The sequence below is a fragment of the Desulfobaccales bacterium genome (assembly GCA_041648175.1).
Lineage (GTDB): Bacteria > Desulfobacterota > Desulfobaccia > Desulfobaccales > 0-14-0-80-60-11 > 0-14-0-80-60-11.
Window position 1 is genome coordinate 1 of the sequence record JBAZPO010000022.1, and the last position, 15,104, is coordinate 15,104.

A 15,104-nucleotide genomic window follows, 5' to 3' on the forward strand; every position below is an offset into this window, starting at 1 on the left:
GGTTTTGTAGAGGCACACTTGCATGTGCGACCACTCTGAGGGCGGACACATAGGTCCGCCCCTACAAAAACTATAATTACCTGTATGACCGCAACTTGGTATAAGAAGATTATTATTGCAAGAGGCTCTTAAGGCTAGCCGGTTTCGGACACGAAGGTTCAGCCGGCCTTAAAATCCTTTGAAATTACCTTTATGAGCGCTACTTGGTATTTTTTCACCTGGTTCCCAGTTACCTTGGGAACCCATATATTAATCAGAGCCTGAGCCTCTTGCAAATATCTCCCTGCCTGTCATTCTGAGGGAGCGAATCGACCGAAGAATCTCATAAGTGGGTGAAAATACGAGATCCTTCGCTTCGCTCAGGATGACAAAAAGGCTTTTTGCAAGAACCTCTGAAAGAAGTTCCTTCTTTTGCCTCCCTCCCCTTCGATGGGGGAGGGCTGGGGTGGGGGTGCAAGGACCTGACTACCTCCCGAAGCCGCGAAAATTTAACAAAATATTGACAATTCTCTGGCAATCATGGTAAAAATTAATGGTTTTTACTAGAGCTTGGATCTGCCAGAGGCGGACTGAGACTCGGAGGGTGGCCCGCCCCCAGAGAATCAGACTGGGGTTTTTTTATGGAGATCATCAGCGACCCACAAGATATGCAAGGCCTGGCCCGTTCGTTTCGGGGCCAGGGCCTGAAAATCGTCCTGGTGCCCACCATGGGCTTTTTCCACCAGGGGCATGTGAGCCTGATGGACTATGGGCGCACCAAGGGTGACCGGCTGGTGGTGAGCCTGTTCGTCAATCCCACCCAGTTCGGGCCCACAGAAGATTTGGCGCGTTATCCCCGTGACCTGGACCGGGATGCCCGCCTGGCCCGGGAGGCCGGGGTCGACATTCTTTACACCCCCGCGGCCGCATCCATGTACCCTCCGGGGCACCAGACGTTTGTCAGTGTAGAGCGGCTCTCCCAGGGCTTGTGCGGGGCCTCGCGGCCGGGCCATTTTCAGGGCGTGGCCACGGTGGTGCTCAAGTTGCTCAATCAGGTAACGCCCCAGGTGGCCGTGTTCGGCGAGAAAGACTATCAGCAGCTGCAGGTCGTGAAAAGAATGGTTGCAGATCTGGATGTGCCCACCGAGATCGCCGGCCGGCCCATCGTCCGGGAGCCCGACGGGCTGGCCCTGAGTTCCCGGAACACCTACTTAAACCCGGAAGAGCGGGCCGCGGCCCTCTGCCTCTATCGGGCCTTGCTGGCAGCCCGGGAACTGGCGGTCTCTGGGGCCAAGAGCGGGGACCAGATTACAGAAGCGGTGCGCCAAATTATCACTGCGACGCCTCATACCAGCATCGATTATGTGGCTTTAGTGAACCCGCAGACCCTCCAAGAAGTTGATATCTTAGAGGGCGAGGCCCGGTTGTTGCTGGCCGTCTGGATTAATAAAACCCGCCTCATCGACAATACCTTGTTGTCGGAGTCCCTTTTATGTTGCGTGTAAGGTTGTTACCGGCCGTGCGAAAAACCCGCCTAGAGGTGTCCAGGCTGAGCCTGGACTGAAAATATACGTTCCCAAGCTGAGCTTGGGAACGAGTACAAGAACGAGTAAAAAGCTGGAGTTTGGGAATGAGTACAAAAACGAGTACAAAAATTGATAATACGTGGTTAACGGAGTCCTGTTTATGTTGCGTGTAATGATGAAATCCAAAATCCACCGGGCCACCATCACCCAGGCTGATATGCACTACGAAGGGTCTCTCACCATATCGGCGGAACTGATGCGGGCCGCGGACATCCTGCCCTACGAAATGGTCCACGTTTACAACATCTCCAATGGCGAACGCTTTGAAACCTACGCCATTGAAGGCGAGGCCGAGACCGGGGTGATCTGTTTGAACGGGGCCGCGGCCCGCAAAGGCGCCCCGGGAGATTTGATCATTATCACTACCTATGCCACGTACGCGGATGCGGAACTTTCGGCGCACCACCCCAAAGTGGTCCTGGTGGACAGCAGCAATCGCCTCAAAAATACCACCTCGGCCGAAAAACCCCTCGCTTTTTTCTCAGTTTCCAATTAAAATATGCCGGATAGGCGCGGGAGATATCCCGCGCTTTGATTATTCACTTACAAAGAAAACCAAAGAAACCAAGGAGTCCACGAAGGATGGCCAATGAATTTCTCTTTACCTCGGAGTCAGTAACCGAGGGACATCCCGATAAAGTGGCGGACCAGATATCCGACGCGATTTTAGACGGCATCCTGGCCCAAGACAAGTTCTCCCGGGTGGCCTGTGAAACCATGGTAACCACCGGCCTGGCCATGATTGCGGGCGAGATTACCACCACCGCGCGGCTGGATTTCCCCGCTATCGTCCGTGAAACCATTAAAGAGATCGGCTATAACGACTCCTCGATGGGCTTTGATTGGGAAACCTGCGCCGTCCTAACTTCCCTGGACCGGCAGTCGCCGGATATCGCCCAGGGGGTGGAAGGCCGGGGTCTGTCGCCGGAGCAGGGGGCCGGGGACCAGGGTTTGATGTTCGGCTATGCCTCCACCTCCACGGAAAACCTGATGCCCATGCCCATCTGGTATGCCCACCGTCTGGCGGAGCGCCTGGCCAAAGTGCGCAAAACCGACATGTTGCCGTGGCTGCGTCCCGACGGCAAGACCCAGGTGACGGTGCGCTACGATAACGGCTTGCCCGTGAGCGTCCATACCGTCGTCATCGCGGCCCAGCACGCCCCCGACGTCAAATATGAGGACCTGAAAGAGGCCGTCGTCGAGGAAGTCATTAAAAAGACCATCCCGGCCAATCTGCTGGTGGACACCAAGTTCCTGATCAACACCACCGGCCGCTTTGTGGTGGGCGGCCCCCTGGGCGACTGCGGCATCACCGGCCGCAAAATTATCGTGGATACCTACGGCGGCCGGGGCTATCACGGCGGCGGCGCCTTCTCGGGCAAAGACCCCACCAAGGTTGACCGCACCAGTTGTTACATGCTCCGCCACGTGGCCAAAAACGTCGTGGCCGCGGGCCTGGCCAAGCGTTGCGAAGTCCAGGTGGCTTACTCCATCGGCCTGCCCGATCCCCTGTCCATCATGGTCTATACTTACGGTACTGCGGTCATTTCCGAAGAAAAGCTCCTGGAGATCATTAAGTCCACCTTCAGCTTCAAACCCGCCTCCATGATTCAGTATCTGGAGCTCCAGCGGCCCATCTTCAAAAAGACCGCGGCTTACGGCCATTTCGGCCGCACCGATCCAGACTTTACCTGGGAATATGTCAATAAGATCGATATCCTGCGGGAAAAAGCCGGACTCAAAGGCCCCTCCCCCGTCTGCATCTGCCAGCCGGAAATTGCCATAGCGAAAGAAGTGAAAAAAGCCAAATAAGCGAAATGAGGAACGCATGAACTACGACGTCAAAGATATCAATCTGGCGGACAAGGGTCGCCTGCGCGTGGAGTGGGCCCGGCGGGATATGCCGGTCTTGAATGCCATCCGGGAGCGCTTCGAGCGGGAAAAACCCCTGGCCGGGCTCAGGCTCGCCGCCTGTTTACATGTCACCACCGAGACCGGGGTTTTGGCTGCTACCTTAAAGGCCGGCGGGGCTGAAGTCTATGTCTGCGCCTCCAACCCCTTAAGCACGCAGGACGACGTGGCCGCCTTTCTGGCCAAGTACGAAGGCATCCCTACGTTTGCCATTAAAGGCGAGGACGGCGACACCTACTATCGCCATATTAACCAGGCCCTTGAAGTCAAGCCTCAAATGACCATGGACGACGGGGCCGACCTGGTCTTCACCGTCCACACCAAGCGCCAGGACCTGCTTCCCGACATTTTTGCCGGCACCGAAGAGACCACCACCGGCGTGATTCGCCTCAAGGCCATGGCCAAAGATGGGGTGCTGCGCTATCCCATCATCGCCGTGAACGATGCCATGACCAAGTATCTCTTCGACAACCGCTACGGCACCGGGCAAAGCACCCTGGACGGTATTCTCCGGGCTACCAACCGGCTGATGTCCGGAAACATCTTCGTGGTGGCCGGATACGGCTGGTGCGGCCGCGGGCTGGCTATGCGGGCCCGGGGCATGGGCGCCCGGGTGGTGATTACCGAGGTCAACCCCTTGAAGGCCCTGGAAGCCCTGATGGACGGCTACGAAGTCCTGCCCATGGAGCAAGCCGCGCGTGTCGGCGACATCTTCTGCACCCTCACCGGCGACATCAATGTCATCCGGGAAGAGCATTTCGGCCTCATGAAAGATGGCGCCATCCTGGCCAATTCAGGGCACTTCAACGTGGAAATCGATATCCCCAGCCTGGAACGCATGAGCACCGCCCGGCGGCATATTCGGGACTCGGTGGAAGAATTCACCCTGAAAAACGGCACCTGCCTTTATGTGCTGGCGGAAGGGCGCCTGGTCAACCTGGCTGCGGCCGAAGGCCATCCCTCGGCGGTCATGGATATGAGCTTTGCCAATCAGGCCCTGTCCGCGGAATTTATTTCCAAAAACCACCAGAAGTTCGCCAAGCAAGTCTATCCGGTCCCTGAGGATATCGACCAGGAAATCGCCCGACTGAAACTGGCAGCCATGCAGGTGGCAATCGATACCCTGACGCCTGAGCAGGAAAAATATCTGGCCTCCTACGATTTGGGAACCTAAAAGCAGGTGTCAGGTGTCAGGTGTTAGGTTTCAGACAAATATCAAAGCAGGTGTCAGGTTCCAGGTGTCAGGTTTCAGGCAAATATCATCCAGCCACTGGAACCTGACACCTGTGATTCCTGCATGACAATGACTGAAATAAAATTCGGCACCTCAGGGTGGCGTGGCATTATGGCGGAAGATTTCACCTTTGCCAACGCTCGTCTGGTCTGCCAGGCCATTGCCGACTACCTGAAGCAGGAAGGTCTCGCCGGTCAGGGCATGGTAATTGGCTATGATACCCGGTTCCGCTCCGAGGCCTTTGCCGCGGCCGCGGCCGAAGTGATGGCCGCGAACGGGATCACCAGTCATTTCACCGTACGTGATTGCCCGACGCCGGTGGTGAGTTGGGCCATTCGGGAAGGCAACCACGCCGGGGCCATCAACATCACGGCCAGCCACAATCCCCCGGAATACAACGGCATAAAGTTCTCACCCGCCACCGGCGGACAGGCTTCCTCATCGGTGACTGACGTCATTGAAGCCTTCACCCGCACGCTTACGCCTGAAAGCATCAAGACAATGCCCCTGGCCCAAGCCCGGGAACAGAACTTGGTCCTGGACCTGGACCCCCGAGCCTCGTATTTCCGACACCTGAAAGACCTCATCGATACAGAAGTGCTCAAGAAATCAGGCCTCAAGGTGGTGGCGGACCTGCTCTTTGGGGCTGGCCGGGATTATCTGGATACCTTCTTGCGGGAGGCGGGAGTACAGGTTGAGGTCCTCAACGGCTACCGAGACGCCTACTTCGGGGGGCGCCGGCCGGAGCCCTGCGAGGAATTCCTGCAGGATCTTTCGGCCCGAATCAAGGCCACCGGCGCGCATCTGGGCCTGGCGGTGGACGCCGACGCCGACCGCTTCGGGGTCATGGACGCGGCAGGTATTTATCGGGATGCCAACACCATCCTGGCCCTGCTCTTCGATTATCTTATCGAAACCCGGGGCTGGGACGGCGGCGTGGCCAAAAGCGTGGCCACCACCCATCTGATCGACCGGGTAGCCGCACGGTACAAGAGGCCGGTCTATGTTACCAAGGTGGGCTTCAAGCACCTGGGGCAATATATCCTTGATGATCGTGCGCTCATGATCGGCGAAGAGAGCGATGGCTTCTCCATGAAAAACCATCTGCCGGAAAAAGACGGCATATTGGCCTGCGTCCTGGTAGCCGAAATGGTGGCCCGGAAAGGCAAGGGCCTGCCGGAACTTATTGATGACCTCTTTGCCAAAGTCGGTCCGGTTTACAACCGCCGCCTCAATTTCGCCCTCGCCCCCGATGCCAAAGCGCGGCTTTTGGCCAAGCTTCAGACCTCTCCGGCCCGGTTTGCCGGCCTGGCCGTGACCGAGCACATCACCTTGGATGGACACAAGTATGTTCTGGAGGACGGCAGTTGGGTCTGTTTCCGTCCCTCCGGCACCGAGCCGGTGGTGCGTTTCTACTACGAAGCGTCGTCTTTTGCGGAACTAGAGCGGCTTAAGAATGCGGGTGAAGCCGTGATCAAGGAAGCCTAACATGCCTGGCATGAACCTCCCTTACCTCGTGCAAGCAGCCCTCATGGCCATCGTGCTGCTCTTTTCCGTCATTGTCCATGAGGTGGCCCACGGCTATGTGGCCCTCATAAACGGCGACCCCACGGCCAAGATGTTGGGCCGCATCACGTTGAATCCGGCTCCCCACATCGATCCCTTCGGCACGATCATCTTGCCGTTATTGCTTCTGATCACCCACGCCGGCATTCTCTTCGGCTGGGCCAAACCGGTGCCGGTCAACCCTCTCAACTATCGCAACTACCGTTGGGGTGAGTTCGCAGTGAGCGCCGCCGGTCCCGTGAGCAACCTGGCCCTGGCCGCGCTCTTTTCGGTTCTCCTGCGGATGGGGCTCAATAATCCGGGCCTCATGCAAATGGCCTATTTCGGCGTTACCATCAACATCTTCCTGGCCTTGTTCAACCTGATTCCCATCCCGCCCCTGGACGGCTCCCACATCCTGGCCCTCTTTTTGCCCCGGGAATTGGCCCGGCTGTACGCCTACCTCCAAGGGCCGGTGGGGTTCGTCCTCATCCTGATCCTGTTCTACACCGGGATCATGGGGGTCATCATCATGCCCCTGTACCGCCAGATCGCCATCCTTATGCTGGGAGGCTGATCCCCGGCCAGAAACGGCCAGAGGCGGGTTTAACACCAAGTTGCTGTCATAGAAGTAAGAATAGCTCCGGTTTTATAGGTCGTATCTATATGTGCGAGTGTAACAAGGGCGGACACATAGGTCCGCCCCTACAAAAACTATAATTACCTGTATGACCGCGACTTGGTATAACACCCGCCCCTGCATAACCTCGGCACCTGGCCGAAAAGAGGCCCGAACGTCCTCGCCTCACGTGGTCGCTACCCGTGTCCGGGTGGGGGATTCCAGATAGCTGTCGATTTCGGCAGCCAATCTCTGCCGCTCCGCGTGGTTATACCAGTTCTGCCAATCTTCCAGGGATTCCCAGGTGCTGATCACCAGATAATAATTGGGGTCATCCACCCCATGCAAGGTCTCGCCGGTAATATAGCCGGGCTGCTGCATGGCCATAATCCGAAGGTGACGCAGCAGGCGCACGATTTGCTCCACGTTTTGGCCTCGAATCGTCCTTTCCATCAACACCTTGACCATGGTAGGCTCCTTCTGCAAGAATCGGGTTGGAGGAAATGCCGTTTCCGGCCGGCACTTTGAACTGGCGGTCCGGAAAGGGGTCCACTGCTTTCAAGCATTTTTCTCTTTATTATAAGCAGATACCCAACAAGTTCAAGGTGATTGCACTCAAACGCTCTTGAGAGATGTCAGGCTCTATGGTAGAATAAGCGCGGGGGAAGTGGGTGCCTGATGGTTAACCTATCAGAATTACGGCAAATCCTGGATAAGCAGGAGGAAGGCTGGCTGTCGCCTTATGCCTGCCGTAGTGTCACGGCCAGGCGCCGGCGCTTTCAAGAGCGCATCAATGAGGGCCACCGCCAGAACTTTGCCGTGGATGCCGACCGCATCCTCCACTCCCAGGCCTACACCCGCTACATCGATAAAACCCAGGTCTTTTACCTCGTCGACCACGAACAAATCAGCCACCGGGTGCTCCACGTCCAGCTTCTGTCCAAGATCGCCCGGACTATCGGAAAGTTTCTCCGCTTAAACGAAGACCTCCTGGAGGCCATCGCCCTGGGCCACGACATCGGCCACCCACCCTTCGGCCACGACGGCGAGCGCATCCTCTCGGACATCTGTGAGTCCCAAGGCATCGGTCCCTTTCTCCATAGCATCCAGGGGGTGCGCTTCCTTGATAGCCTGGAAAAGAGGGGCAAAGGGCTCAACCTCTCCCTCCAAGTCCTGGATGGCATTCTGTGCCACGACGGGGAACCCCACCTGGAACGCCTCTCTCCCCAGGGGGATAAGACCTTTGCTTGTCTTGCAGATGAGATCCGGGCCAAGCTGGCCGATCCGGCCATGGACCTGAAACCCATGACCCTGGAGGGCTGCGTCGTCCGCTTGGCCGATACCATTAGCTATATCGGCCGGGACCTGGAAGACGCTATCACCCTGAAGCTGGTACAGCGGGAGGAGTTGCCGCCGGAGATTGCCCAGGGCCTGGGCAAAACCAACGGGGCTATTGTCTACAGCCTGGTTGCCGATCTCATTACCCATAGTTATGATAAGAATTATGTAGGCTACAGTCCTCAAATAGGCGGGCTCTTAAAGCGACTCAAGGAGTTCAATTACCGGCGCATTTACAATAATCCCCTGATCAAGCGGGAGACGCCAAAGATCGAGGTCCTTTTTCGCCATCTCTTCGACCGGTTTTTGGCGGATGTGGAGGCGGGCCGAAAAGATTCCCCAATCTGGAACGATTTTCTGGCCGACATGGACCCAGGATATCATCAGAGCCACCAACCCGCGGAAATCGTCCGGGATTTCCTGGCCTCCATGACGGACGCCCATTTTTTGCGCACGTCCCAGGAACTGTTCTTCCCTCAGCCCTTGCGGGTAGGGTTTGCTTGAGGGGCTCATGCGCCTCATGACCTTTAATCTCAGGTTCGCCACTCCGGTGGACGGACCCAATGAATGGGAATTTAGGAAGGAACTGGTAGTGGAAGTTATCCTGAACCATAGGCCGGATCTGCTGGGCACCCAGGAAGGCACGGCGCCTCAGCTCCAGTTTCTTACGGAGCATCTGCCGGGCTATCGGCCCTTGACGGACCATCGCCAGGTAGACCCCACCTGCCAGTACCCAACCATTTTTTACCGGGCCGACCGCTTCCACGTGCAGGAGAGCAATGAATTTTGGCTCTCCGAGACCCCTGGGGTCCACCGCAGCCTGAGTTGGGGCTCGGCCTTTCCCCGTCTGGCCACCTATGGGCTCTTTCGGGAAAAAGGCCGCACCACCGGGTTTTATTTCATCAACACCCACCTGGATCACATCTCGGAGGCGGCCCGGCTTGAGGGAGCCCGGATGATTCGAAATTATTTCTTTTCCTTGAACCTGCCGATAATCTTGGTAGGGGATTTTAATGAACCGCCGGAAGACCCGGTTTACCAGGAACTTCTCGGCGGGGACAGCCCCCTCCGGGATACCTGGAGAGCGGTGCATCCCCGGGAGGAAGAGGCTACCACCCAACACGGGTTCGACGGCAAACTTAAGGGGCACCGCATCGATTGGATTCTGGTGACCCCGCCCTTTCAGGTCGGGCGGGCGGCCGTAGTCGCCGATAGTCAGGAAGGCCGCTATCCTTCCGACCATTTTCCCTATGAAGCAGAGGTTGAATATTAATTATGGTTGTAAGAATTTGGCTTATTGTCTTAGCCCTCCTGGCCGGGGCCTACGCTGCGGCCGCTACCGAAACGGCCCCGCCCCTCTATAAACAGGTGGCCGGGAGCGAGGAAACGGTTGCAGTGGAGAAACGCACCAACGTGGCCAACCTGGCCCTGGAGCGAGGGGTGCGTTGGACCGTGGTGGTCGGGCAAAATCGCCTGAAAAAGCCCTACCGGCTTAACCCCGGCGAGTGCATTAAGATCAACCATACCCACATCGTCCCCGCCGAGCTCAAAGACGGCCTGGTCATTAACCTGCCGGAGCTGAATCTCTACTATGTTAAGAACGGGGTCTACCAACGGCGCTATGCCCTGGCCGTGGGCAAACCCAGTTGGCCCACCCCCACCGGGACGTATAAGATCTTCGAAAAGCGCAAGAACCCCACCTGGAACGTGCCGCCCTCCATCCAGGAGGAAATGGAAGAATCAGGTCAGGAAGTGGTGGAAAAGGTCCCTCCCGGACCCAAGAACCCCCTGGGAAAATTTTATATGGGGACCACTGCCGCAGGGGTGGGCATTCATGCCACCAACCGCCCCTGGAGCGTGGGCTACTTTGTGTCCCACGGCTGTATTCGCATGCTTCCTCAGGAAATCGAACAACTCTTCCCCCAAATACCGGTGGGCACTCCAGTAAAGATTATTTATCGGCCCATCAAAATCGCCGTCACTCCCGAGGGGAAAGTATACCTGGAAGCCAATCTCAATATCTACCAGTGGGAGTTGAATTCCCTGGACTACGTCAAGAGCATGGCCGAATATTACCAGATTACGGAACGCATCGATTGGAGTAAGGTCCCGAACATCCTCAGAAGGCGGGATGGGATCGCCCATGATATCACCAAGGCTCCGGAGGTGCCCATCCCCGCCGGGACCTCAATCCCCCCCACTTCCACGCAGGTCGGGCTTTCTCCTTTACAAGGCAAGTCGGCCAAGTTAGAATAGGTTCCGTCCGGTAACCCCGGGCGTAATTTGGACAGTCACTGGTGAGCCTTGGGTTCTCGCAAAAACTTCAAAACCGGGAGGATGGGCCTCCGTGCCCCCTGCCAGCTTAATCTTGAACCTTGAACCTTCAACTTCGAACCTTGAACTTTTCCAAAGCATTGACAAAGGACGCCTCTATGATTCGATTTTGGTTTGTACCAACGGTTTTAGGAGCACTCCTGTTATTTGTGCCGCTTGCCGCCCAGGCCCAGAACCCCCCGGCAAAGTGTGGCCCCGATCACGCCATCCTGTATAAGCGGGCAGTGAAGCTTCTGGATACCGCCGAAAAGAAGTTGACTGCGGGCTATACTGCAGAAGCCAAGTCTCTGACGAAGGAAGCCAACTCTCTGTTTACCATCCTCCAGAAAGAATGCGGCCCTGCTCAGAAGGAGCGGGACTTGACGGAAAAAGAGGTCCAACAGGAAGCTATCAATCAGAAGCTCGCTGCGGATGAATTGGCCCAGGCGGAACGCCTGATGAAGTCCGCAGACGAAAAATCCCAGAAGGCCGCCAAGATGGAGGCCGCTCAACCGGATGTCTCGGTAAAATTGCAGCGGGAAGCCAAGAGCGAATACGAACAGGCCCACAAGCGCTCCATCAAATCGGAAATCTACGCCCTGCGCAACCAGCAGATGGTATTCGGTTTTCTGGGCAGGTGATCAGTCGCTCCCCGCGGCTGGGGAGATAAGTCGATGCGTCTGAATATAACCGCGGCGACAACGGGGCCACTCCAGGTGATCACCTACCTGGTGGCCTGCCAGGAAACGGGGGAGGCCCTCCTCATTGACCCCGGCGGCCCCTCCGGCGAACTGACGGCTAAACTTCGGGATGAAGGCTGGCGGCTACGCTGGCTCGTCAACACCCACGGCCACGCGGATCACACCGCGGGCAATGACCAGTGGGCTTTAGAAACCGGCGCCCGTATCGTCATCCACCAGTTAGACTGGGAGTTCTTCCGGACCCCCGAGATGCAGGCCGCGGCCCTGGCCGAAGGCTTTCCACCGTTGACCCGGGCGGATGTCCTGGTGGTCGATGGCCAGCCCATCCTTCTGGGCTCGTTCGAGGCCCTCGTCCTCCATACCCCCGGCCACACCCCGGGAGCCATCTGCCTCTATTTCCCCGGCCACCTATTCAGCGGCGATACCTTATTCGTGGGCGCCGCCGGCCGGACCGACCTTCCGGGGGGCTCCCTGGCCCAACTCATCTCCTCCCTGGAAGAAAAAATCATGACCCTGCCGGACGACACCCGCGTCTGGCCCGGCCATGACTACGGCGACACCCCCACCTCCACCCTGGGAGAAGAAAAGGTCAATAATCCCTACCTCACCGATTTTTTCTAACAGACCCCTTCAAGTTAACAGCCCTTGTTCTTGCGAGCGTCGATTCCCCTGGGCTATCTGCTTCTGCCCAAAATCCCTTGCATCCACCTAAGTGCAGGACTACATTAAACCAGAGGTTACCATGACTTCCTCGCAAAAGTCCTGTCTCTTAATCCGTAAACCGCCGGAGGGGCTGTTCGCCCGCCTCCTGGACAGCGTTATGGATATGTATGCCCTGGTGCTGGACCAGGATGGGTTGATTACCTACGCCAACCTCTCTTTTCTTGAGCACTTCGGACTAAAATGGGAAGAGATTTGCGGCCGCACCTGCCACGACCTGGGGAAGCCCTTCCTGGGCACTGATGCCCTGGAGGTGGGTTTTTGCACCACCGAGATGACGCCATACTATCCGGCCAAGACCCACCTGACCCGAGAGGCGCAGGGCAAAGTTCACGTTTACGAGACCACCCTATATCACCTGGCGGGGCCCGGCAGGGCCGCCTGGACCTTCTGGTCCCTCCGGGATGTCACTGACCGTTTTCGGTTGGAATCTCAGGTCCGGCAGATGGACGAACTAGAGCGTAATCTGATGCAGGCCTCCATGGACGGCATCATCGTCAATGACCTGCTGGGAAATGTCCTCATCTTCAACGACGGCGCCAGCAAAATTCTGGGGTATATCCCGGACGAGGTCGTCGGCAAGGTCAAGGTCTATAAATTCTATCCGGATAAAACCGCCCAGGAAATCAAACGGTTGATTTACGACCCCACCCATGGGGGTGTGGGCATTTTGGAAAATTACGAAACCCGGGCTCTCCATAAAGACGGCTCCCTGGTGCCCATCTGGCTGTCGGCCCGCCTCTTGCACGAAGATAGCCGGGAGGTCGGCATCGTCGGCTATTTCCGGGACCTCCGAGAACGGCAGCGCCTGGAGGTGGAACTCCTCAGAAGCGAACGGCTGGCCACCTTGGGCAAGATGGTGGCGCATATCAGCCATGAAATCAAGAACCCCTTGGCAACTATCGGGGGATTTGCCGCCCAACTGGGACGTCTGCCCGACCTGCCCGATAACGTCCGCCGCCGTTTAACCCTCATCTATCAAGAAGTGCAGCGTCTGGAGAAGTTTCTCGGTGATATGAGCACCTATACCAAAGGCGCGCCGCCGCAAAAAACCGTGGGAGACCTCCTGGCCTTGGTTAGGGAAGTGGCCGAACTCATGGACAGCGCTTTCACAGAGCGCGGGGTCGTTTTTCACCTGCAGACCCCGTCCCAAGTCAGCGCGTTTGCCTTTGATCCGGGGCAAATTCGCCAGGTGCTCATCAATCTCTTAAAAAACGCCTTAGAGGCGATGCCCCATGGCGGTGAACTCAATGTCACCGCCGCGGTGCAATCCAATACGCTGGCCCTCACCATCGCCGACACCGGCTGCGGCATCCCTCCGGAGCAGTTGCCCAACCTGTTTACGCCGTTTTTTACCACCAAGCAGGGCGGCACTGGCTTGGGGCTGACCATCTGCCGGGGTCTTATTTCCCAACATCAGGGAGAGATCAGCATCACCAGCGAAGCGGACCGCGGAACCACCTGCACCATAACCCTGCCCCTGGCCCCGACCTAGAAGTCTTCAAAAGCTCGCTTCGTTGTGAAGAGATCCCAAATCCTCCGGCAGAAAGATCACTTCTCGCTCCAGGGCGATCCCCTGGGTCTGCCAGACCGTTGCCTGGATTTCCTGGATAAGGCCTTTGACCTGGGCCGCAGTAGCCTGCCCGCGGTTGAGGATAAAATTGGCATGCTCGCGGGACACCACGGCATCCCCGTAACTTCGCCCTTTGAACCGGGCTTGATCGATGAGCCAGCCTGCGGCCGGTCCTCCGGGCGGATTCTTGAAGACACTGCCACAACTCCGGGGATTGGCCGGCTGCCGGGCTCGCCGGGCCAGGAGCAACTCCCGCATGCGGGCCTTGATGGCCTCAGGGTCGGCGGGCTGTGCGAGGTTAAACTCCGCTTCCACCACCAGCCAATGCGGGAAGTTAAGCAGCAGGGAAGACCGGTAGCCCAGACCCAGTTCCGCTGCCTGGAATTCCACCAGATGCAGTTGGGGAGTGGCCACCCACAGTCGCCGCAAGACCCCGCCCAGGCTACACCCCTCGGCCCCGGCGTTGAGGCGCAGCGCCGCGCCCACGGTGCCGGGGATGCCGGCTAAGAACTCAAATCCGGCAAAACCCAATCGGGCCGCGGCCTGGGCTAGCCTGGGCAAGGCCACCCCAGCCCCCACCCGTAGCGTCTCGCCCTGAGGCTCGATGCCTTGGAGACTTTTAGCCAGGTGGAGGGTAAGCCCCGGCAGCCCCGCGTCATCAATAAGCACGTTCGACCCTCGCCCCAGGAAGAACAGCGGCCAGCCCCGGTCCTGAGCCAGTCTCATCAGACGGTAGACGCCTTCTACGTCCGCGGGCGCCGCCAACCGCGCCGCCGCCCCGCCGATCTTCCAGGTGGTCAGGGGGGCCAGGGGCTGGTTTTCCAAGATGAGCCCGCTCGTTTTCAGTGAAATTAGCTTACTAGGCAACGTTTCTGGTTCGCTTGGGGTGAGATCTGATATGGCTTTCTTGCTTCGGCTCGCCTTCTTTATATGGGGTGAGGGTAACTTTATAGCCCAAGACGTGGAGAATGTCAGCCACGGTACGCAGAGTTAGATTGCGCCCGCCGTTCAACAATTGGGAGACAAATCCTTTGGATTTGCCCAACCGCTCTGCTAGTTCTTTCCGGGAGACCTTCTCCTTCTCAAGAAGCTCACAGAGAGTTTCGGTGACTTCCATGATAAGATCCTCTTGAGCAAAAGCCCTCAGAAATTCGTCATCCTTCAGGTATTCATCAAGGATAGTAGTCTTCATGATATTAATCCTCATATAATGCTTCGTTTTCATAGATTTTCTTTATTTCAGTCATTTTATATAGTTCAGTTTGGTCAGCAGCATCGCGCTTTTTATGACAACCATGTGTAATAACTATGTGATGATAGCTAACATAGAAAAAAAAGAATCTTGTTTTAGAAATATGAACATCTCTGAATTCATAAAACCCTGCAGTTTTTTCCCTTTTAATGTCTTATACCAAGTTGCGCTCATAGAAGTAAAAATAGCTTCGGTTTTGTAGAGGCACACTTGCATGTGCGACCACTCTGAGGGCGGACACATAGGTCAGCCCCTACAAAAACTATAATTACCTGTATGACCGCAACTTGGTATTACAATAATCAGGATTGCTTGTTTTTCCATGCTGCGAAA

At 57.0% G+C, this 15,104-nt stretch carries 14 protein-coding genes and 1 pseudogene; 12 read left to right on the plus strand and 3 right to left on the minus strand.

Features of this window, described 5'->3' with window-relative positions; all coding sequences use genetic code 11:
* The first annotated feature begins 620 nt into the window (after window positions 1–620).
* The 6 genes and pseudogenes from panC to WC600_16220 all read left to right on the plus strand — a co-directional run bounded on the left by panC (window position 621) and on the right by WC600_16220 (window position 6,832).
* The gene (gene panC / locus WC600_16195; protein MFA4904276.1) at window positions 621–1,484 is read left to right on the plus strand and encodes a pantoate--beta-alanine ligase; all 864 of its coding nucleotides are present in this window, start codon (window positions 621–623) and stop codon (window positions 1,482–1,484) included.
* A 181-nt stretch (window positions 1,485–1,665) separates the two neighbouring features.
* A complete protein-coding gene (gene panD, locus WC600_16200; GenBank protein ID MFA4904277.1) occupies window positions 1,666–2,061 on the plus strand; it encodes an aspartate 1-decarboxylase in 396 nt (131 codons plus the stop codon).
* An 86-nt stretch (window positions 2,062–2,147) separates the two neighbouring features.
* Window positions 2,148–3,308, plus strand: a pseudogene (gene metK, locus WC600_16205) (methionine adenosyltransferase).
* 85 nt (window positions 3,309–3,393) lie between these two features.
* Window positions 3,394–4,650, plus strand: coding sequence for an adenosylhomocysteinase (gene ahcY / locus WC600_16210; GenBank protein ID MFA4904278.1), 1,257 nt, complete (start codon window positions 3,394–3,396; stop codon window positions 4,648–4,650).
* A 129-nt stretch (window positions 4,651–4,779) separates the two neighbouring features.
* Window positions 4,780–6,198, plus strand: coding sequence for a phosphoglucomutase/phosphomannomutase family protein (locus WC600_16215; GenBank protein MFA4904279.1), 1,419 nt, complete (start codon window positions 4,780–4,782; stop codon window positions 6,196–6,198).
* A 1-nt stretch (window position 6,199) separates the two neighbouring features.
* Window positions 6,200–6,832: a site-2 protease family protein gene (locus WC600_16220; GenBank protein MFA4904280.1), complete on the plus strand. Its 633-nt coding sequence runs from the start codon at window positions 6,200–6,202 to the stop codon at window positions 6,830–6,832.
* A gap of 228 nt (window positions 6,833–7,060) precedes the next feature.
* Here the strand turns inward: WC600_16220 and WC600_16225 are convergent, their stop codons facing one another.
* Window positions 7,061–7,342, minus strand: a complete 282-nt coding sequence (locus tag WC600_16225; protein MFA4904281.1) for an antibiotic biosynthesis monooxygenase family protein — start codon at window positions 7,340–7,342, stop codon at window positions 7,061–7,063.
* 210 nt (window positions 7,343–7,552) lie between these two features.
* On the opposite strand from WC600_16225, the gene WC600_16230 reads away from it, so the two are divergent.
* From WC600_16230 to WC600_16255, 6 genes are all read left to right on the plus strand, one after another.
* Window positions 7,553–8,716 carry an HD domain-containing protein gene (locus tag WC600_16230; GenBank protein MFA4904282.1) on the plus strand — a complete coding sequence of 388 codons (1,164 nt, stop codon included), beginning with the start codon at window positions 7,553–7,555 and terminating at the stop codon, window positions 8,714–8,716.
* 7 nt (window positions 8,717–8,723) lie between these two features.
* A complete protein-coding gene (locus WC600_16235; GenBank protein MFA4904283.1) occupies window positions 8,724–9,485 on the plus strand; it encodes an endonuclease/exonuclease/phosphatase family protein in 762 nt (253 codons plus the stop codon).
* Window positions 9,486–9,487: 2 nt separating this feature from the next.
* Window positions 9,488–10,468: a L,D-transpeptidase family protein gene (locus WC600_16240; GenBank protein ID MFA4904284.1), complete on the plus strand. Its 981-nt coding sequence runs from the start codon at window positions 9,488–9,490 to the stop codon at window positions 10,466–10,468.
* A 176-nt stretch (window positions 10,469–10,644) separates the two neighbouring features.
* Window positions 10,645–11,166 carry a hypothetical protein gene (locus tag WC600_16245; GenBank protein ID MFA4904285.1) on the plus strand — a complete coding sequence of 174 codons (522 nt, stop codon included), beginning with the start codon at window positions 10,645–10,647 and terminating at the stop codon, window positions 11,164–11,166.
* Window positions 11,167–11,199: 33 nt separating this feature from the next.
* Window positions 11,200–11,847 (plus strand): MBL fold metallo-hydrolase, encoded by a 648-nt coding sequence (locus WC600_16250; GenBank protein MFA4904286.1) that lies wholly within the window; start codon window positions 11,200–11,202, stop codon window positions 11,845–11,847.
* Window positions 11,848–11,968: 121 nt separating this feature from the next.
* Complete coding sequence (locus WC600_16255; GenBank protein MFA4904287.1) at window positions 11,969–13,441, plus strand: ATP-binding protein; 1,473 nt, start codon at window positions 11,969–11,971, stop codon at window positions 13,439–13,441.
* A gap of 6 nt (window positions 13,442–13,447) precedes the next feature.
* Here WC600_16255 and murB read toward each other — a convergent pair whose 3' ends face one another.
* Window positions 13,448–14,386, minus strand: a complete 939-nt coding sequence (murB, locus tag WC600_16260) for a UDP-N-acetylmuramate dehydrogenase (GenBank protein ID MFA4904288.1) — start codon at window positions 14,384–14,386, stop codon at window positions 13,448–13,450.
* Window positions 14,379–14,711: a helix-turn-helix transcriptional regulator gene (locus WC600_16265; GenBank protein ID MFA4904289.1), complete on the minus strand. Its 333-nt coding sequence runs from the start codon at window positions 14,709–14,711 to the stop codon at window positions 14,379–14,381. Before WC600_16265 ends, murB begins: the two co-directional genes overlap by 8 nt.
* Between the last annotated feature and the right edge of the window lie 393 nt (window positions 14,712–15,104).